Raw genomic sequence first — 19614 nt, 5'->3', positions numbered from 1 at the left:
CCTGCCGGTGACCACCACCGCCGCACCTTCCACCGCGCCCGCCGTCAGCGGCCGGCGCGCCGCCGACCGATCCACCAGCGACCGTGAGGGACCCATGCTGCTCGACCCCGGAATGGACCTGACCCTGCGCCCGATGCGCTACCCGCACTTCTTCGACCGGTTCCGGGACGCGATCCGGAACACCTGGACGGTCGAGGAGGTCGACCTGCACGCCGACCTGGCCGACCTGGACCGGCTCTCCCCGGCCGAACGGCACCTGGTCGGCCGGCTGGTGGCGTTCTTCGCCACCGGCGACACGATCGTGGCCAACAACCTGGTGCTCAACCTCTACCAGCACGTCAACTCGCCGGAGGGCCGGCTCTACCTCTCCCGCCAACTCTACGAGGAGGCGGTGCACGTGCAGTTCTACCTCAACCTGCTCGACACGTACGTGCCGGACGACGAGGAGCGGTTCGCCGCCTTCGCCGCGATCGAGAACATCCCGTCGATCCGCCGCAAGGCCGAGTTCTGCTTCCGGTGGATCGACTCCGTCTTCGAACTGCGTGAGCTGAAGACCCGGGCCGACCGGCGGGCGTTCCTGCTCAACCTGATCTGCTTCGCCGCCTGCATCGAGGGGCTCTTCTTCTACGGCGCGTTCGCGTACGTCTACTTTCTCCGGTCCCGTGGGCTGCTGCACGGGCTCGCCTCCGGCACCAACTGGGTGTTCCGGGACGAGTCGATGCACATGGCGTTCGCCTTCGACGTCGTCGACACCGTACGCCGGGAGGAGCCCGACCTCTTCGACGACGAGCTGCGCGGTCAGGTCCGGGAGATGCTCGCCGAGGCGGTCGAGTGCGAGGTGCAGTTCGCCGAGGACCTGCTCGAACACGGGGTCTCCGGACTCTCCCTCCCGGACATGCGGGAGTACCTGCGGTACGTCGCGGACCGCCGGCTGGCCCAGCTCGACATCGCCCCGCTGTACGGGTCGACGAACCCGTTCCCCTTCATGGAGTTGCAGGACGTGCAGGAGCTGTCCAACTTCTTCGAGCGGCGGGTCTCGGCGTACCAGGTCGGGGTGACCGGCACCGTCCGGTTCGACGACGACTTCTGACCCACCGGTACGCGCGCGGCGTGCCACTGCGGCGCCGCGCGCGTACCGCCGTGCCGGGCGCGTGCCGCCGTGCCGGGCGACCGGCCACCGGTAGCCTGTCCGGGTGACCGGGACACCATCGACGCGAGACCGAGCGCCCCTGCACGCCGCCTCCCTGTTCGACGCGCGGTTCATCGCCGACCCGTACCCCGGGTTCGCGGCCCTGCGCACGGCCGCCCCGGTGCACCGGCTCACCCTCCCCGACGGCGCGAACGTCTGGCTGGTGACCCGCTACGCCGACGTCCGGGCCGGGCTCGCCGACTCGCGATTGTCGCTGGACAAGGCGAACTCCCGCGACGGGTGGAAGGGGTTCTCGCTGCCTCCGGCCCTCGACGCCAACCTGCTGAACATGGATCCACCGGACCACACCCGGATCCGCCGGCTGGTCCGGTACGCCTTCGGACCGCAGCGGATCGCCCGGCTGCGACCGAGGATCGAGGCGGCGGCCGAGGAACTGCTGGACCGGATCGCCCCGGCCGGGCGGGCGGACCTGGTCGCCGAGTACGCCGGTCCGCTGCCGGTCACCGTCATCGGCGACCTGCTGGGCGTGCCGGAGTCGGACCGGGCCGCGCTGCGCGGCTGGACCGACGCGATGCTCGCCCCGCCGGCGGACGATCCCCGGGCAGCCGGTCGGGCGATACTGTCCATTCAGGACCTCCTGGTCCGGCTCATCGCCGACAAGCGCCGGAACCCGGGCGACGACCTGCTCACCGCCTTGATCGCGGCCCGGGACACCGGCGACGAGGATGCCGCCCCTGGTGTCGACGGCGCCGCCCGTGGTGAGGACGGTGCCGACCGGTTGAGCGAGGACGAGCTGACCTCGCTCGCCTTTCTGGTGCTCTTCGCCGGCTACGAGAACTCGGTGCACGTGATCGGGACCGGCCTGCTCGCCCTGCTGCGCAACCCGGAGCAGTTGGCGCTGGCGCGTAACGCTGCCGAGCCGTCGCCGGCCGCCGTCGAGGAACTGCTCCGCTACGAACCACCGGGTACGGTCGCGCTGCGCCGATTCGCCGTCACCGACCTCACCATCGGCGGGACCACCATTCCGGCCGGCGCCACCGTGCTGCTCTGCGTCGCCGCCGCGAACCGGGACCCCGAACGGTTCGCCGACCCGGACGCACTCGACCTGGAGCGGCCCGACAACGCGCACCTGACGCTCGGACACGGCATCCACTACTGCGTCGGTGCGCCGCTGGCCCGGCTGGAGGCGCAGATCGCGATCGGGGCGGTACTGCGTCGGTTTCCGAAGCTCGCCTTGGCGGTCGACCCGGCCGAGCTGGCCTGGCGGCCGTCGTTCCGGACCCGAGGGCTGAGCAGCCTGCCGGTCACCTTCTGAGCGGCGCGGTCACTGGTAGCGGACCAGGTCGGCGGCGGCGGTCACTGGTAGCGGACCAGGTCGGGGGCGGCGGTCACTCGTAGCGGACCAGGTCGGCGGCCCCGGTTCGGGCCAGCCGGCCCGTGGCCAGGACGCCCGCGAGCGCGCCGGCCAGGGTGGTCGCCGGCACGATCGCCGCGAGCAGCCCGGCGGAGGGGAGTTCGGCGAGGCCGGGGCCGGCACCGATGCCGACCATCACCCGGTCGGTGAGCAGCCGGAACACCAGCAGGCCGACCGGGAGGCCGACGAGGGCGGCGGCGAGGCCGAGCGCGGCACCGCCGGTCGCGGACTGGGCGAGGGTCTGCCGGACGGTGAACCCGACCGCGCGGAGCACGCCGAGGGTCCGGGCCCGCTCCCGGGCGCCGGTCAGCAGCGCGGCGGCCAGGTTGGCGAGGCTGACCAGCAGGACGAGGAGGGCCAGCAACCGCATCGCCACGGTGAAGGTACCGAGATCGCCGGGATCGGCGGACCGGGCGTGCACCGTGACGCCGGGACCGAGCCGGTCCCGCAGCGCGGCGGCCAGCGCCTCCGGGGTACCGGTCGGGGCGGCCGAGACCAGGTACGCGTCCGGTGCCACCCCGGGCAGCATCTCGGCCCGGTACATCAGCAGTTCTCCGGTGTCCTCGGTCTCGCTGTACCAGCCGACGACGGTCAGCCGCAGCGTCGTCTCGCCGGCCCTGATCTCGATCGTGTCGCCGAGTTGGAGGCCGAACCGGCGCAGCAGGCCGTACCCGACGATCGCCTCGCCGGGCGCCCGCAACGGCCGGCCCTCCCGGACCAGGAAGCGGGCGTCGGCGGGATCCCCACCGATCGCACGGGACAGGAACGTCTGGTCGCGGAAAGTGCTGCGCCGGTCGACCTGGCTGTACCAGCCGGCCGCGCCGGGCGTACCGGCCAGCGCGGCGGCCAGGGTGGCCGGATCGGTGCCGCCCGCCACCACGACGGCGTCGTACGGGTCACCGCTGCGGGCCGGCTCGGCGAGCATCCGGTCCACGGTGGCGGTGAAGCCGACCCCGACCACCACCGCCGCCACGGCGACCGCCAGGGCGGCGGCGGTCAACGCCGAGCGCCCGGGACGGCTGAGTACGGCGCCGAGGCCGTACCGGTAGGCGGGGCCGAGCCGGAGCCGGTCGAGCAGCCGGGTGGTCCGGGCCGGGGCCGAGCCGCGCGGTGGGGCGTCACGCAGTACGCCGGAGACGGGTTGCCGGACCGCCCGCCAGGCCGGCAGTACGGTGGCGGCGGCGAGCACCGTGCCGACCAGCAGGGCGGAGCCGGGCAACGACAGTGGGGTGATCCGCGGTCCCGGCCGGCCGAGTGCGCCGCCGAGACCGACCTGGAGGTACGGGGCGAGCAGGGTGCCGGCCACCCAGCCGGCGAGTACGCCCACCGCGCCGAGCAGCAGCGCCTCGGTGACCAGTCCGGTGATCAGCTGTCGGGTGGTGTAGCCGACCGTCTGGAGCAGCGCCAGCTCCCGCCGTCGGGCCAGCAGCCGGGCGGTGGCGGTGCCGGCCACCACGAAGGCGGCGGCGAGCAGGACGAAGATGCCGAAGCCGGCCAGCGAGGCACCGAAGATCCGGTCTCGGACGAGGATGTCGTCCCTGGTGTCCGGCCAGGGTTGCACTCCCTGGACCCCGGCCCGGACACCGAGCCTGGCGGCCACCGCGTCGGCCTGGTCGGCGTCGACCAGCCGGGCGACCAGCAGCGCGCTCGATCCGCCCGCCCCCGGCGGACCGCCCCCGGGCGCCCCGACCGGCTCACGCATGGCCGGTGATGTCGGGCTGCCGGCCGGCGGTGTCGGGCTGGCGGCAGGGGGTGTGGGGTTGCCGGCCGGCGGTGTGGGAGCGGGCGTGGCCAGGGTGGCGAGGGTGGCCGGATCGACGAAGAGCCGGATCGGGTCGCAGTCCGGATAGAAGCAGTCGGTCAGGTCGATCGCCGTGCCGACCACGGTCAGCGTCGCCGGCCGACCGCCGACGGTCAGCCGGATCTGGTCACCGACCCCGACACCGGCCTCGGTCGCGGCTGCCTGGTCGAAGACCACCTCCCCGGCTACGCCGCTCGCCGGCCACCCGCCGGTACGCAGCAGCGGCCGGCCCGGCGGGGAGGTGCCGGCGACGAGGGCGGTGATCCGGGCGTCGACGGAGTCCCGGCCGAGCGCGACCGCCGCGTCGAGGTACGGGCTCACCGGGGAGGTGGCCGCGAACGCCGGGTCCCGGCGTACCGCCTCCAGTGTCTCCGGGGCGCCGTAGACGACCAGGTCCGGCCGGCCGGCGTCGCGGTAGATCCGGTCCACCTCCGCACCGCCCTGTCCCTGCACCGACAGCCCGGCGACCACGCCGGTGGTGGCCAGCGCGGCGACGAGTACGGTGGCGATCGCGGTGGCCCGGTTGCCGCCACGCAGCCCCGAGCGGGCGAGCCGGAGGATGGCGGACACTCAGCCCTCCAAGTTGATCAGGTTGCCGAAGGTCGGCCGCCCGGCCGGGCCGGTCAGGTCCCGCTCGTCGACGATCTGCCCGTCGAGCATCGTCACCACCCGGTCGGCGGCCGAGGCGACCCGGTGGTCGTGGGTGACCAGCACGATGCTCTGCCCCTCCTCGTGACGGCGGCGCAGCAGGTCGAGCACGGTTTCGGCGGCGGCCGAGTCCAGTGCTCCGGTCGGCTCGTCGGCGAGCAGCACGTCGGGGCGGTGCACCACGGCCCGGGCCAGGGCCACCCGCTGCTGCTGCCCGCCGGAGAGTTCGGCCGGCGCGGCGTCGGCCGCCTCGGCCACGCCCAACTCGTCGAGGACCTCCAGCGCCCGCCGTCGGGCGTCGCGCCGCCCGACGCCCTGGAGCACCAGCGGCAGTTCCACGTTGCCGGCGACCGTCATCGTCGGGACCAGGTTGAGGAACTGGAAGACGAAGCCGACGTGCCGGCGTCGCAGCAGGGCCCGCTCGCTTTCCGAGCCGGTGTCGAGCCGCCGGCCGGCCAGCCACACCTCACCCCGGTCGGGACGGTCGAGCCCGCCGAGCAGGTGCAGCAGGGTCGACTTGCCGCAGCCGCTCGGCCCGGTCACCGCGACCCAGTCGCCGGTCGCCACCTCGATCGAGACGTCCCGCAGTGCGGCGAGGTCGCGTACGCCGCCGTGGTAGGTGCGTACCAGGCCGCGGGCGTGCAGCAGCGGGTCACTCATCGCCGTCCCCCTCCCAGGAGGTCTTGAGTTCGATCTGCGCCAGTTGCTGCTGACACGCCTCCAGCCAGCGCAGCTCGGCCTGAAGGTGCAGCGCGGACGCCTGCACCAGCAGGCCGCTGACGCTTCCGGCGGCGGTGCGGGCCGCCTGCTGGTCGAGGGCCCGGAGCGCCTCCAGGCAGCGTTGCCGGTGGTCGGTGATGACCGTCCGGGGATCCACGTCGGGTAGCAGTGGCGCGGCCAGCCGGGCGGCGACCAGCCGGAGCAGCACGTCCGGCTTGACCAGTGGGGGATCGGAACGGGCGGAGAGCCACTCGTGCAGTACCGCCGTGCCGGGCTCGGTGAGCCGGTAGACCTTGCGGTCCCGTCGGTCGCCACCGGACTCGGCGGTGTGTGCGACCAGCCCGTCCCGCTCCAGCCGGCCGAGGGTCACGTAGATCTGACCGATGTTGACCTCGCCGCCCGCGTCGGCGAAGAGCTCGTCGTAGCGCCGACGCAGCTCGTAGCCGTGGGCCGGGCCGGCGGCGAGCAGCCCGAGCAGAAGGTGTTTCATCCACCGACCTCCGATGCCTAGCGGCTAGAGCTTAACGGTTAGGCATCGGCGGTCAAGGGAGCGCTCGACCCGTACCCGGCCCGCCGGAGTGGACGGTCGGCGATAATTCCGTCGACCCGGGCGTAGCCGGGGAGAGGGGGTCCGATGACGGGGCTGGGTGCCGGGTGTCGACACCCCGGAGGTTCACCGTCCGGACAGCCGTCGCCCGACTGCTGGTCGCCCGGACGGGGTTGGATTCCAGGTCGATCCACGAGCGGAGCCGCGCCCGGCGGCACGGCCCCGCCTCGACCGACGGGAGACGACCTTGGCACGTACCCTTTCCTCGCTCGGCCTGGCCGGCGCGCTGCTGGCGACCGCCGTGGCGCTGCCAACCAGCCAGGCCGCCGCGCACGACGACCGGTCGCGGCCGGTGGCCGGTGACCGGCCGCTGGTGATCGCACACCGCGGCGCCAGCGGCTACCGTCCCGAGCACACCCTGGAGGCCTACCGGCTGGCGATCCGGATGGGTGCCGACTTCATCGAGCCCGACCTCGTCTCCACCCGGGACGGGGTGCTGGTGGCCCGGCACGAGAACGAGATCTCCGGCACCACCGACGTCGCCGCGCGCCCCGAGTTCGCCGCCCGGAAGAGCACCAAGACCATCGACGGTACGGCGGTCACCGGCTGGTTCACCGAGGACTTCACCCTGGCCGAGCTGAAGACGCTGCGGGCCAAGGAGCGGCTGCCGCAGGTGCGGGTGACCAACACCGCGTTCGACGGCCAGTTGCCGGTGCCGACCCTCCAGGAGGTCATCGATCTGGCCCGGAGCGAGAGCCGCCGGCTGGGCCGGAGCATCGGGATCTACCCGGAGACCAAGCACCCCAGCTACTTCCGGTCGATCGGGCTGCCGCTGGAGGAGCCGCTGGTGCGGGTACTCGGGAAGAACGGCATGACCGACAAGAAGGATCCGGTGATCATCCAGTCCTTCGAGACCGCCAACCTGCGCAGGCTGAACAAGCTGACCGACGTACGGCTGGTCCAGTTGCTGGACGCGGCGGGCCGGCCGTACGACTTCACCGTGGCCGGTGACCCGCGTACCTATCTCGACCTGGTCGAGCCGGCGAACCTGCGCTGGATCGGCGGTTACGCCGACGGGGTGGGGGTGCACAAGAACCTGCTGGTGCCCCGGGACGCGGCCGGCCGGCTGCTCGCCCCGACCGGCGTGGTCCGGGACGCGCACCGGGCCGGCCTGGTGGTGCACGCCTGGACGTTCCGGGCCGAGAACCAGTTCCTGCCGGCCGACTTCCGGATCGGGGCGGATCCGAACGCCCGCGGCGACATCGTCGCCGAGTACGAACTCTTCTACGGCCTCGGCCTGGACGGTGTCTTCAGCGACCACCCGGACACCGCCGTGGCGGCCCGCGCCGCCCTGGCCTGACCGCTGCGCTGACCCGGCCCGACGTGTCCGGCCGCTGACCCGGCCCGACGTCCCCGTCGGCTGACCCGGCCCGGTCGCGTGGCCGCCGGGTCGTCCGTGCCGCCGGGTCGTCCGTGCCGCCGGGTCGTCCGTGCCGCCGGTGGGCGACCGCACCTTACCGGGCGGTCGCCCACCGGTCCGCCAGTGCCCGGATTATGCCCGTCCGGGGGGCGGCGGCCGTGGTATGACTGCCGAGTGACGGGGCAGATCGGGACAAGGCGGACCGCCCGTGGCGGCCGATGACCGGGTCGGCCACCTCGGCGACTCCAGGAGCCAGGGCCGCGCCACCTTCCTGGAACTCTTCCTCGACCTGGTGTACGTCTTCGCGCTCACCCGGCTCTCCCAGCGGCTGACCGACGACTTCACCGTCAGCCGCCGGACCCTGCTCTCCGAACTCGGCCAGACCTTCCTGGTCCTGCTCGCCCTCTGGCAGGTCTGGCTGCTCACCGCCTGGGCGACCAGCCGGTTCGACCCGCGCCGGATCGAGATCCAGCTCGTGGTCATCGGGTCCATGTTCGGCGCCATGATCATGGCGGTGTCGCTGCCGCAGGCGTTCGGCGAGCGCGGCCTGGTCTTCGCCAGTACCTTCGTCGCGATCCAGATCGGTCGCCCGCTCTTCCTGGTGCTGACCCTGCGCGGGCATCCCCGGCAACCGGCGTCGATCCGGATCCTGTTCTGGTCGACGATCTCCTCGGTGGGCTGGATCGCCGGTGCGCTCAGTGGCGGCACCGGGCGCGGAATCTTCTGGACCGTGGCGGTGGTCCTGGAGTTTCTCGGCGCCGCCCTGCGTTGGCCGACACCGGGGCTCGGCCGCACCGACGTCAACGGCTGGAGCATCGCCCCGGCGCACCTGGCCGAGCGGTACCAGCAGGTGCTGCTGATCGCGCTCGGCGAGGCGATCCTGGTCAGCGGGTTCGTACTCAGTGCCGTCGGCTTCGCGGTCGAGCGGACCGCGACGTTCGTGGCGACCTTCGTCACCACCGTGCTCTTCTGGCGCATCTACTTCTACCAGCCGGAGAGGCCGTTGGCCGAGGCGTTCGACCAGAGCCGCGACCAGGTCAGGTTCAGCCGGGCGGCCGGATACACCCACCTGGTGATGGTCTGCGGGATCGTCAGCAGCGCGGTCGGCTACGGCCTGCTGATCAACGACCCGTACGCCGAACCGGACCCGGCCTGGGTGGCGGTCATCTTCGGTGGCCCGGTGCTCTTCCTGCTCGGCCGGGTGTGGTGCGAGTACGAGGTGCAGCGCCGGGTCGCGGTCACCCGGTGGTACGGGCTGCTCGCCTTCGTCCTGCTCACCCCCGTCGCCGCCGTGCTGCCGATGCTGGCCGTGCCGTTCCTCGCCACCGCGGTCCTGGCCGGGGTCGTGGTCGCCGACGTGCTGCGCGACCGGCGGCAGTTCGCGATCGAGCCGAACCCTCCGGTCTGAGCCGCCGGGAAGGCAGGTTCCGCACCTCCGCGCGACCGGGAGCGGCTGGCAGGATCGTCGGCAACCGACGGGCGGGAGGGACAGATGCTGTTGCCGGCGCTGGGTGGGGTGCTGCCGGACCGTCCGGACGCGGTCCGGGTCGACGGCGAGACGGCCTCGTGGGAGGAGTTGCGCGGCGCCGCCGCCGCGGTCGCCGGCCGGCTGGTCGGGGCACCGGCCGTCGCCGTGTACGCCACCGCCTCGCTCTCCGGCGTGGTCGGGGTGCTCGGCGGGCTGATCGCCGGCGTACCGGTGGTGCCGGTGCCGGCCGACGCCGGACCGGTGGAACTGGCGCACATCCTCACCGACTCCGGGGCCGTGCTGCTGCTGGCGGACACCCCGCCGCCGTACCCGGTGCCGGTGCCGGTCGAGCCGGTCCGCGCGGCGGGACCCGCCCTCCCCGGCGGCCTCCCCGAACCACCGGGTACGGCCACCGCCCTGATCCTCTACACCAGCGGCACCACCGGGGCACCCAAGGGAGTCCTGCTGACCCGGGACGCGATCGCGCACGACCTGGACGCCCTGGCGCAGGCGTGGGCGTGGACCCCGGACGACATCCTGGTGCACGGGCTGCCGCTGTACCACGTACACGGGCTGGTTCTCGGGGTGCTGGGGGCGCTGCGAGTCGGCTGCCGGCTGGTGCACACCGGCCGCCCCCACCCCGACCGGTACGCGGCGGCCGGTGGGACGCTGCTCTTCGGGGTACCGACGGTCTGGTCGCGGATCGCGGACGATCCCGGGTCGGCGCGGGCGCTGTCCGGCGCGCGGCTGCTGGTCTCCGGAAGCGCGCCGCTGCCGGAGCCGGTCTTCGCCCGGCTGGCCGGGTTGACCGGGCACCGGCCGATCGAGCGGTACGGCATGACCGAGACGTTGATCACGGTCAGCACCCGGGTCGACGGCGACCGCCGGCCCGGACACGTCGGGCTGCCGCTGTCCGGGGTGCAGACCCGGCTGGTCGACGACGCCGGTGCCGTGCTGCCGGCCGACGGGGAGAGCATCGGGGAGCTTCAGGTGCGCGGTCCGACCCTCTTCACCGGCTACCTCGGCCTGCCGGAGGTGACCGCCGCCTCGTACGCCCCGGGCGGCTGGTTCCGCACCGGTGACGTGGCGACGGTGGGGCCGGACGGTCAGCACCGGATCGTCGGCCGGGCCAGCATCGACCTGATCAAGAGCGGGGGGTACCGGATCGGGGCCGGCGAGGTGGAGAACATGCTGCTCGCCCACCCCGGCGTCCGGGAGGCGGCGGTGGTCGGCGCCCCGCACCCGGACCTCGGCCAGGAGGTGGTGGCGTACGTGGTCGGCGACGGCGTGACCGCCCAGGCGTTGATCGACTTCGTCGCCACCGGGCTGTCCCGGCACAAGCGGCCCCGCCGGGTGCACCTGGTGGACGCGCTGCCGCGCAACGCGATGGGCAAGGTGCAGAAGCGGCAACTGCTGGCCTGACCGGCCGGGTGGCGGGGTCGGCCGATCCGCCCGGATCCGGTCTCGCCGGGCCCGGGGCCGCCGGCCGCCGCGCCGATCTTGATCCACTCGCCGGGCCCGGTCGGGGCGCGGGTAGCGTGGTCGGGGGCACACCGCCGAGGAGGCGGTCGCCGGCCAGCCGGTGCGGGGTGCCATGGTGACGACAGGCTCGTCGGGAGATCCGACGGCGTCGTAGCGGACCGGAGGAGCGCGCGTGCAGACCCGCACTGATCTCGTCGAGAACCTGATGGGGCGCTTCCCGCACATCCCACGCGAGGCGGTCCTCAAGGAGGACCTGCTCCGCGGCGGCATGGCGTTCGACGACTCGGCGCTGACCGACAACGAGAACGGCGAGGTCAAGCCGAAGTCGTACTTCATCTTCTCCTTCGACCACCGGACCCTGCCCGAGCTGGGCACGGCGGCGCTGCGCCGGCCACCGGAGGAGATCGTCCTGACCGGCGGCCCGTACGAGCTGCGCCGCACGGTGGTCTCGGTGCGGGTCAACCCCGACTCGCCGTACCGGGTCAAGGACGGCGGCGACGGGGTGCTCCGGCTCTACCTGGACGACCGGCCGATCGCCGACGTCGGGCTGCCGCCGATGCCGGAGTACTACCGGCACACCCTCGCGGGCGGCAAGTCGGTGATGGAGGTCGCCCCCACCATCCAGTGGGGCTACCTGATCTACCTGACCGTCTTCCGGGTCTGCCAGTACTTCGGCGCCAAGGAGGAGTGCCAGTACTGCGACATCAACCACAACTGGCGCCAGCACAAGGCGGCGGGGCGGCCGTACACCGGGGTGAAGCCGGTGGACGAGGTGCTGGAGGCGATGGAGATCATCGACCGGCACGACACCCTCGGCGCCTCGAAGGCGTACACCCTGACCGGGGGAAGCGTCACCTCCAAGGTCGACGGGCTCGGCGAGGCCGACTTCTACGGCCGGTACGCCAAGGCGATCGAGGAGCGGTTCCCGGGCCGGTGGATCGGCAAGGTCGTCGCCCAGGCCCTGCCGAAGGCGGACGTGCAGCGGTTCCACGACTACGGGATCCGGATCTACCACCCGAACTACGAGGTCTGGGACAAGCGGCTCTTCGAGCTCTACTGCCCCGGCAAGGAGCGGTACGTCGGCCGCGAGGAGTGGCACCGCCGGATCCTCGACTCCGCCGAGATCTTCGGGCCGCGCAACGTCATCCCGAACTTCGTGGCCGGGATCGAGATGGCCGAGCCGTTCGGCTTCACCACCGTCGACGAGGCGATCGAGTCGACCACCGAGGGGTTGCAGTTCTTCATGTCCCGGGGGATCACCCCCCGGTTCACCACCTGGTGCCCCGAGCCGACCACCCCGCTCGGCCGGACCAACCCGCAGGGCGCGCCGCTGGAATACCACATCCGGCTGCTGGAGGCGTACCGGGCGACGATGGAGGCGAACGGCCTGAGCAGCCCGCCCGGCTACGGCCCGCCCGGGGCCGGCAACGCGGTCTTCTCGGTCAGCTCCTTCATGGACACCCTGCCGCCGAACTGACGCACCGGGCCGGGGCCGAGCCGCGGCTCGGCCGCCGCTCGGCGCAGGCCCGCACACCACCGGCGCCGTCAGTCATGCCGGCAGGACCAGGTCGGCGAGGCGGTCCGCGGGGTGCGGGGAGCCGGTATGGCGGGCGGCGGATAACCTCGTGCCGTGATCACCGGTGGGGGACGGGCACCGGTTGGCGACGAGGGGCCCGGTCGGGTCGGAGCGCCCAGACCGAGACTGGTCCGGCGGCTCGACCGGCTGGCCGCCCGCCGGTTCGTCGCCGTCGTCGCCGGCCCGGAGACCGGCAAGACGACCCTGCTGCGGGAGTGGGCGACCCGGCGACCGGCGGCCTGGCACACCGTGCTGCCGGCCGACCGTGACCCGCGACAGCTCTTCGACGCCGTCGGCGCGGCGCTTCGGGCGGTGGGTGTCGAGGTACCGGCGGCAGCGCGGAACCCGGCGCGGGCGTCGGACGGGCCGGCCGGGCTTGCCGGGCTGCTCGTCGAGGCGCTGACCAGCGCCGGCAGCGGTACGGGGAATGGTCCCGGTACGGGGGATGGTCCCGTCCGGCTGGTCCTCGACGACGTACACCTGCTGGGTGCCGGGCCGGCCGCCACCCTGCTGGCGGCGCTGGCCGCCGGACTCCCTCCCGGCACGGTGCTGGTACTCGCCGGACGTGAGCCGGTGCCCTTCCCGGTCGACTCGCTGCGATCCGCCGGCCGGCTGGGTGAGATCGGCCCGGCCGACCTCGCGCTCACCCCGGCCGAGGTACGGCGACTGCTGGCCCCGGCGGGCGCGGCGGCGCAGCATTCCGCGATCCGGCGCGCCGCGCTGGACTGTGCCGCCTGGCCGGGAGTGGTCGCCGCGATCGCCGGCCTCGCCGCCGAAACGGAACCTTCCGCCACCTCCGCCGCCACCTCCACCTCCGCCGCCACCTCCGCCTCCGCCGCCACCTCCGCCGCCCCCGCCGCCCCCGCCGCCACCTCCGCCGCCACCTCCGCCTCCGCCGCCGCCGGCCGCCGTCGGACCGCTGCGACCCCGATGCCCTGGCCCAGCGGCACCAGCGCGCCGGTGCCGCCCGGCCTGGCCGGCCTGACCGACCCGGCCGACGTGTCGTCGACCCTCGACGAGGCCGACCTTGCCGCGCTGTGGGTGCTCTCGGCGCTGCGCCGGACCGGTCCGGCGCCACAGCATCGGCACGTGGCGGCGTACGAGCGGGCGCTGCGCGGGCTGGCCGAGCGGCCTCGGCTCGGCGCCGGTGACCTCGCCCCGCTCCGGGCGACCCGGTTGGTCCTCGACGGACCGGCCGGGATCCCCGAGGTCGATCTGGTGCTCGCCGAGTCGGCGGTGCGGGACGGGCAGCCCGACGAGGCGTTGCGCTACCTGGCGGCGGTACCGGCCGGCATGCCGCTGCCGGCGGCACTGGCCTGGCAACTCGGTGCGCTGCTGCACCGGCGCGGCGAGTTCGACGACGCGGAGGCGCTGCTCGAACGCGCCGCACCGGGCGCCGCGACGGCGGGCGGGCTGGCGGATCAGGCGCAGGTCGTGGCGGGGCGGGCGGCGGTGCGCTGGGCCCGCGGCGACCGGACCCGGACCCGGGGACTCGCCGACGAGGCGGTCCGGCTGGCCGAGCGGAGCCGGGACGACGCGGCGATCGCGGCGGCGTACGTCGCCCGGGCGCTGGCCGCGTTCAGCGCCGGGGACCGGGCCGGCAACGAACACGCGTACGCCCGGGCGCTCGCCGCCGCCGTCCGCGCCGGTGACCTGGCCCAGCAGTTGCGGATCCACTGCAACGTCGGCTCCCGGCTGGTGGAGGAGGGCCGGTACCGGGCGGCGACCGAAGAACTCGGCGCGGCGATCGGGCTCGGCGAGCGGACCGGGCAGCGGCTGCTGCTGGCGCTGGCCCTGCACAACCGGGCCGAGGCGTGGCTCGGGCTCGGCGAACTCGGCCGGGCCCGGGCCGACTCCGACGCGGCGCTCAGCCTGTGGCAGCGCGACGGCTCGCCGCTGGCCGCGTTCGGGCTGCTGCTGACCGCCCGGGTGCACCGGGTCTGCGGCTCGACCAGCCAGGCGGTGGCCGGCTACCAGGCGGCGCTCGCGATGGCCGAACCCGACGGCAAAGCCCAGGTACTGATGGAGGCGTGCGCCGGGCTGGCCCGTACCCGGTACGCCGACGATCCGGCCCTGGCGGCCGAGTACGCCCGCCGCGCCCTGGCGATGCCGAGCGCCAACGGTCCGACCGTGGCCGAACTCGCCGCCGGCTGGGTGGCGCTCTGCTCCGGGGACGTCGACTCGGCCCACCGGCATGCCGAGCGGGCTCGGGCGGAGGCGGGACCCCGGCGCGACCCGGCCGGGCTCGCCGAGGCGATCGAACTCGCCGCGCTCGCCACCGCACTCGCCGACAGGACGGACCCGGCTGCTGCGGCAGGTCGGCGATCCCGGCCAGCCCGACCGCCGGATCCGACCGGTGGCGTCAGCGGCTCCGGCACCGGCCGGCTCCCGAACCGTCCGGCGGTGGCGCTGGCCGAGGCGGCGCAGATCTGGGCCGACGGCGGCAACGAGGTCGCGCTGGCCACGAACGCGCTGCTGCGGGCGCGGCTCGGTGCGGACCGGCCGGCCGAGGAGGTCGCCGGCCAGCGGCTGCACCGGCTGGGCGTACGCGAGGGTGCCTGGCACGTCGCCGGTCCGCTGGCGGCGATCGGGCCGACGCCGGTGCCCGAGGTCGAGGTGCAGACCCTGGGACACTTCGTGGTACGGCTGGCCGGGGTGCCGGTACCGGCGGCTGCCTGGCAGTCCCGCAAGGCGCGTGAACTGGTGAAGGTGCTGGCCGGTCAGCTCGGCCGGCCGTTGGGCCGGGAGACCCTGGCCGCCCTGCTCTGGCCGGAGACGCCGTCGGAGGTGGCGCTGCGCCGGCTGTCGGTGCTCGTCTCGACCGTCCGCGCCGTGCTGGACCCGGACCGGCGGCACCCGGCCGACAGATACCTGAACACCGACCCGGCCACGGTGCGGATCGACCCGGACCGGGTCTCGGTGGACGCGGTGCGGTTCCACGACGCGGCCCGCTCGGCGCTCGCGGCGGAGGGTGCGAGCCCGGCGCGGGGGCGTACCGGAGCCGACGGCGTGCCGCCGGTGCCGGAGGAGGCCGGCGGCGTGGAGTTACTGGGCCGGCTGGAGGCGGTCGTCGGGATGTACACCGGGGACTTCTGCGACGACGGCGAGGTGACCGGCGACTGGGTGAGCCGGCCGCGCACCGCGCTGGCCGAGTTGCACCGCGAGCTGGTTCGCCGGTTGGCCCGCCGGTGCCTGCGCAACGGCCGGCCGGAGGCGGCGGTCGGCTGGTACCTGCGGCTGACCGCCGAGGACGGCTACGACGAATCGGCGCACCTGGGACTGGTCGCCGCGCTCTCGGCGACCGGTCGGCACGGCGAGGCGGCGCGCCGCTACCAGGACTACCTGGACCGGATGCGGGAGATCGAGGTGGAACCGGCGGCCTTTCCCGGAGCCACCACGGGGAGGCCGGCCCCCTGAACGATTCCTGAACCGCCTCCGAACATCGCCGCCCATCATGGAGCCCGGACGGCGGGGCGCCGGGTGGCGCGGGTCGCCGGTGGCGGCCTGCCCGACTCGGCGGGTCGAGGGCGGAGGCGGCGGATGTGCGGTTGGCGGCGGTGGTGCGGCTCGCTGCTGGTGGTGCCCGTCCTGCTGGTCGGCATGGCGGGGTGCGGGCTCGATCCGGGTGACGACGGCGGCGCCCCGGCCGGCGGGACCGCCGCGAGCGAGGCGGGCCGCACCTACGGGTACGGTCCGAGCCGCGACCGGTCGATCAGGTACCAGCCGGACGTGGTGCTCGTCGAGGGTGGGCCGGACGCGATCCGGTCGGCCAGCGCGGACGGTACGACCTGGGTACTCGACGCGGGCGCGCCGGGCGCCGACGACCTCGAACCGGGCCGGATCATGTACGCCACCAGCCGGGCGGTCGGCCGGGTGGTGCAGGCGCGGCGCAGCGGGGACGATCTCGCCGTCACCCTGGCCCCGGTGACCCTGACCGAGGTGTTCCGGGACGCGCACTTCCGGACCGAGCGGCGGTTCGACGAGACCGACCTGGCGTACCAGGAGGTGCCGAACCTGCCCGGGGCGGTGAGCGTGCCGGCCGGGACGCGGTCGCCGGAGACCGCCGGCACCCCGATCGGGCTCGACGGCACCGACGGCGACGGCGTCGGAGCCGCGGCGCTGACCGTGCCGGCTCTGGCGGCGGCGCCGCAGGACGACGACGGCAGCATGGTCGTGGCGATGCGGCCGATCCGGCTCGCCCCGGCCGGGGGTGGCCGGCTGCCGCCGGCCCGGGAGCGGAACTTCGCGGTCAGCGTCGGGGACTGGGAGGCGCAGCCGTACCGGACGCCGGGCAAGCTCGGCCTGAAGATCGGGTACGCGGCCAACGAGAACCTCAAGGTCTACATCGACTTCGCGATGAACGTCGCCGACCTGCGGATCCGGGCCGACGTGCCGATCTCGAACGGGCGGATCGGCAGCAGCACCTTCGCGGTCGACGGCATCCGGAGCATCTCGGTCGACGTCTCGGCCGGGGCCGCGAACGGCGCGGACGACAACCGGAAGGTCCGGGTCGAGGTGCCGGTCGAGATCAATATTCCGATCGCGGGTGAGCCGCTGGTCTACAGCAACACCTGGAAGTTCATCGTCACCACCGGGCTGAGTGGCCGGAACACCACGGTCACGGCGGCCGGGGAATGGGCGGTCAACGGCACCCTCGGCGTGATCGGCGGTACGTTGCAGAAGCCGACCCTCTCGGTGGTGCGCAGCATCATGGACTCGATCACCGGCATCTCGATCGGACCCAGCGGGCTCGCCTTCGCGGTGGAGACGAAGATCCAGTTCGGCATCGGCATCCCGGCCGCGTTCGCCGGCCCGTACGCCAAGCTCGTGGTCGACCTCGGCGTCACCAACGGCTCGGCGCTGGGCGCCCCGCTGGCCCGCTGCGTGTCGGCGAGCCTGAACGCCAAGGTCGGCGGCGGATTCGGGATCACCGCCTCCTCGGTGGCGGTCGAGGCGCTACAGAAGCTGCTGCCGACGAAGCTGAAGTTCGAACTGGAGAGCGAGAAGCTCTGGCCGATCCACCGGGCGGCCCAGACCCTGCCGAACGTCCCGCTCTGTGTGGGCTGAGAGGAACCGCTGATGATCGTCCGTAGCCGCCCGGTGCTGGTGACCCTGACCGTGCTCGCGCTCGCCCTCGGCACCGGGTGCGGCCGGTTCGGCGGCGGTGACCCGCCGGTCGCCGCCCCGCAGGACGTCCAACCGGCCGCGACCGGTGCCGACCCGGCGGCCGAGCCGACCCCGGCGGAACCGGCGGCCGCGCCGGTGGACGCCTGCGCCCTGGTCACCAAGGCGGAGGCCGAGAAGCTGGCCGGTACGCCGCTGGAGGACGCCGTACCGGTCCGCGAGACGTGCAGCTACACCGGACCGGTCACCGGCCCGACCGCCCAGGTGGAGATCTACGTCGGGGACGGCGCGAAGAAGTTCCTCGACATCGAACGCGAACTGGGGCACGAGATCTGGCCGCTGCCCGGGGTGGGCGACGAGGCGTACGCCGAGGACGGCGCCGTCTTCGTCGCCAAGGGTGGCCGGTGGGTGGCGGTCAAGCTGGTACTGCTGAACGACCCGAAGGAGAGCCGCGAACCGCTGGAGGAGGTGGCCCGTACCGTCGCCGGCCGGATCTGAGCCCGGCCGGCGCCCTCTCCCCGACGGATCGTTCCGACGAGGTGCCCCAACCGGTCATTCCGAGGTGTTGGTGGTCGAGGGCACCCCGTCGGTACAGGTGATGGTCATCCGCACCTGGCGGTTGCCGTGCCGGAACCTGACCATCGTGGCCGCCGCCGGTCCCGGCTCGACCTCGTCGGTCCGGTAGGGGCGGTTCGGGGTCCACGACAGCAGCCAGGCGCCGCCGTCGGTGCAGGTCGCCTCCACCGATCCGCCGTCCGAGGTCAGGGTCCGCCCGTCCGGTGCCGGGGTCGACGGCGGCGGCGACTCCGGGGTCGACGGCGCCGGCTCGCCCGGCCCGCTCGGTGTCTCGCCGACCGGGTCACCAGTGACCGGCCCCCCACCCGGCTGTCCACCGGGGGGAAACCCGGTCACCGGACCGGGCACGGCGCTGGGCGATGTCCCCGGGCCGCCGACGAGCGGCGTCACCGGCCCCGGGTCCGGCGGTGGGGTGCCGGAGCCGCCACCGGTGCGCCCCGGCCCGCCGGTGTCCACGGTCGGCCGGTCGCTCGGACCGGGCTCCGCGGCGCCGCTGGGCCCGCCGAGCCCCGAGCCGAGCGGGTCGGCGAGCCAGAGCAGCAGCACGGTGACGGCGACCGCCGCCGCCCCGGTGGCCAGCACCCCGGCGCGGAACTGGGCGCCCCGACCGCCGGAGGCGCGGGGCACCAGCACCGTCGAGGGTTCGCCGTCGACCGCGGCCGGGGCCAGCGAGTGGGCGAGTTCGTCGTCGACGATCCGCACCCCGGCGGCCCGGGCGAGCACGGCGGCGACCTCGCGGGCCGCCGGACGCCGCTCCGGGTCCTTGTCGAGGCAGCGTCCACACAGTTCGACGACCTTCGCCGGTACGTCGGGCAGCGGCGGCAGCGGCGCCGGTTCGACGTACACGTGCGCCCGCAGCATCTGGGTCGCGGTCTCGGCGCTCCACGGCGGGCGCCCCGCCAGCAGACGGTAGAGCAGCACCCCGACGCCGTACACGTCCGAGGCGGGCACGACGGCGTCGCCGCTGATCCGTTCCGGGGCGAGATATCCGGGAGTACCGAGGAGTTCGTCACCCCACTCGTCCGCGTCGCCCGGTCCGACCGCGGCGGCGATGCCGAAGTCGACGACCTTCGCCCCGGACGGGGTCACCATCACGTTGCCGGGCTTGATGTCCCGGTGCACCAGGCCACGGTCGTGCGCGGCGGCCAGTGCCGCCGCCACCTCGGCACAGATCCGGAAGACGGCCTTCGGCGGCAGCGGCCCGGCCGCGAGCCGCTGTTCGAGGGTGCCGCCCTCGACGAGTTCCATCACCACATACGGGACACAGGTCAGGCCGGTGACCGATTCGCCGAAGTCGTACACCTGGGCGATGTTGGGGTGCGACAGAGCCGCCGCCGCCCGCGCCTCGTGCCGGATCCGCCGTCTCGACACCGGGTCCCGGGCGTGCGGGCCGGCCAGCAGCTTGACCGCGACCGGGCGCCCCAGCACCTCGTCACGGGCCCGCCAGACGACCGCCATGCCGCCCCGGCCGAGCTGGTCTTCGAGCCGGTAGCGGCCGCCGAGTACCTGCTGCGCCTCCACGGGGACAGTCTGCTCTGTGCTGGATGCGCCCACCCGGCCCACACGCCGGTTCCCGGCGGTGATTGTCCTCGATCGGGCAACAACTCGACCGAACGGTCGAGGGCGGGATTGGGCGGTGGTCGACGGGGTGGATGCGATCATCCGAGCGGCATGCCGAGGACGTCAGA

The 19614-nt window shown here is 74.3% G+C and carries 13 protein-coding genes; 9 read left to right on the top strand and 4 right to left on the bottom strand.

Translation table 11 applies throughout. The annotated features are described in order from the left end of the window. Window positions 1-7: 7 nt before the first annotated feature. Together C6W10_RS03830 and C6W10_RS03825 are read left to right on the top strand one after the other, a co-directional pair. Entirely contained in the window at window positions 8-1090 is a 1083-nt protein-coding gene (locus tag C6W10_RS03830) for a ribonucleotide-diphosphate reductase subunit beta (RefSeq protein WP_369938635.1), read from the top strand. Window positions 1091-1193: 103 nt separating this feature from the next. Then, complete coding sequence (locus tag C6W10_RS03825; protein ID WP_234361601.1) at window positions 1194-2465, top strand: cytochrome P450; 1272 nt, start codon at window positions 1194-1196, stop codon at window positions 2463-2465. Window positions 2466-2538: 73 nt separating this feature from the next. Here the strand turns inward: C6W10_RS03825 and C6W10_RS03820 are convergent, their stop codons facing one another. From C6W10_RS03820 to C6W10_RS03810, 3 genes are read right to left on the bottom strand one after another with little or no spacing between them, the layout of a single operon-like run. Continuing rightward, window positions 2539-4935, bottom strand: coding sequence for an ABC transporter permease (locus tag C6W10_RS03820; protein WP_107256574.1), 2397 nt, complete (start codon window positions 4933-4935; stop codon window positions 2539-2541). Further along, on the bottom strand, window positions 4936-5673 hold the full coding sequence (locus C6W10_RS03815; protein ID WP_107256572.1) for an ABC transporter ATP-binding protein: 738 nt from the start codon (window positions 5671-5673) through the stop codon (window positions 4936-4938). It abuts the gene before it with no gap. After that, the gene (locus C6W10_RS03810; protein WP_199853279.1) at window positions 5666-6223 is read right to left on the bottom strand and encodes a PadR family transcriptional regulator; all 558 of its coding nucleotides are present in this window, start codon (window positions 6221-6223) and stop codon (window positions 5666-5668) included. The genes C6W10_RS03815 and C6W10_RS03810 overlap by 8 nt, the downstream gene beginning before the upstream one ends. 304 nt (window positions 6224-6527) lie before the next feature. On the opposite strand from C6W10_RS03810, the gene C6W10_RS03805 reads away from it, so the two are divergent. The 7 genes from C6W10_RS03805 (at window position 6528) to C6W10_RS03775 (ending at window position 17848) form a co-directional block, all read left to right on the top strand. Continuing rightward, window positions 6528-7640, top strand: coding sequence for a glycerophosphodiester phosphodiesterase (locus C6W10_RS03805; RefSeq protein ID WP_107256570.1), 1113 nt, complete (start codon window positions 6528-6530; stop codon window positions 7638-7640). Between the two features lie 268 nt (window positions 7641-7908). Beyond that, window positions 7909-9108, top strand: a complete 1200-nt coding sequence (locus C6W10_RS03800; protein WP_107256568.1) for a low temperature requirement protein A — start codon at window positions 7909-7911, stop codon at window positions 9106-9108. 84 nt (window positions 9109-9192) lie between these two features. After that, the gene (locus C6W10_RS03795) at window positions 9193-10590 is read left to right on the top strand and encodes an acyl-CoA synthetase (RefSeq protein WP_107256566.1); all 1398 of its coding nucleotides are present in this window, start codon (window positions 9193-9195) and stop codon (window positions 10588-10590) included. Window positions 10591-10822: 232 nt separating this feature from the next. After that, window positions 10823-12127, top strand: a complete 1305-nt coding sequence (locus C6W10_RS03790) for a radical SAM protein (RefSeq protein WP_107256564.1) — start codon at window positions 10823-10825, stop codon at window positions 12125-12127. Window positions 12128-12280: 153 nt separating this feature from the next. Then, a complete protein-coding gene (locus tag C6W10_RS03785) occupies window positions 12281-15643 on the top strand; it encodes a BTAD domain-containing putative transcriptional regulator (RefSeq protein ID WP_107256562.1) in 3363 nt (1120 codons plus the stop codon). Window positions 15644-15766: 123 nt separating this feature from the next. Further along, window positions 15767-17293 carry a hypothetical protein gene (locus C6W10_RS03780; protein WP_107256560.1) on the top strand — a complete coding sequence of 509 codons (1527 nt, stop codon included), beginning with the start codon at window positions 15767-15769 and terminating at the stop codon, window positions 17291-17293. 12 nt (window positions 17294-17305) lie between these two features. Then, window positions 17306-17848 (top strand): DUF3558 domain-containing protein, encoded by a 543-nt coding sequence (locus C6W10_RS03775; RefSeq protein WP_107256558.1) that lies wholly within the window; start codon window positions 17306-17308, stop codon window positions 17846-17848. 54 nt (window positions 17849-17902) lie between these two features. Here the strand turns inward: C6W10_RS03775 and C6W10_RS03770 are convergent, their stop codons facing one another. Continuing rightward, the gene (locus tag C6W10_RS03770) at window positions 17903-19447 is read right to left on the bottom strand and encodes a serine/threonine-protein kinase (protein ID WP_234361600.1); all 1545 of its coding nucleotides are present in this window, start codon (window positions 19445-19447) and stop codon (window positions 17903-17905) included. Window positions 19448-19614: the final 167 nt, after the last annotated feature.

This window comes from Plantactinospora sp. BB1, from assembly GCF_003030385.1.
Taxonomy (GTDB): Bacteria; Actinomycetota; Actinomycetes; order Mycobacteriales; family Micromonosporaceae; genus Plantactinospora.
Note: the sequence above shows the minus strand (reverse complement) of the source record. Positions and strands in the feature narration are given on the sequence as shown.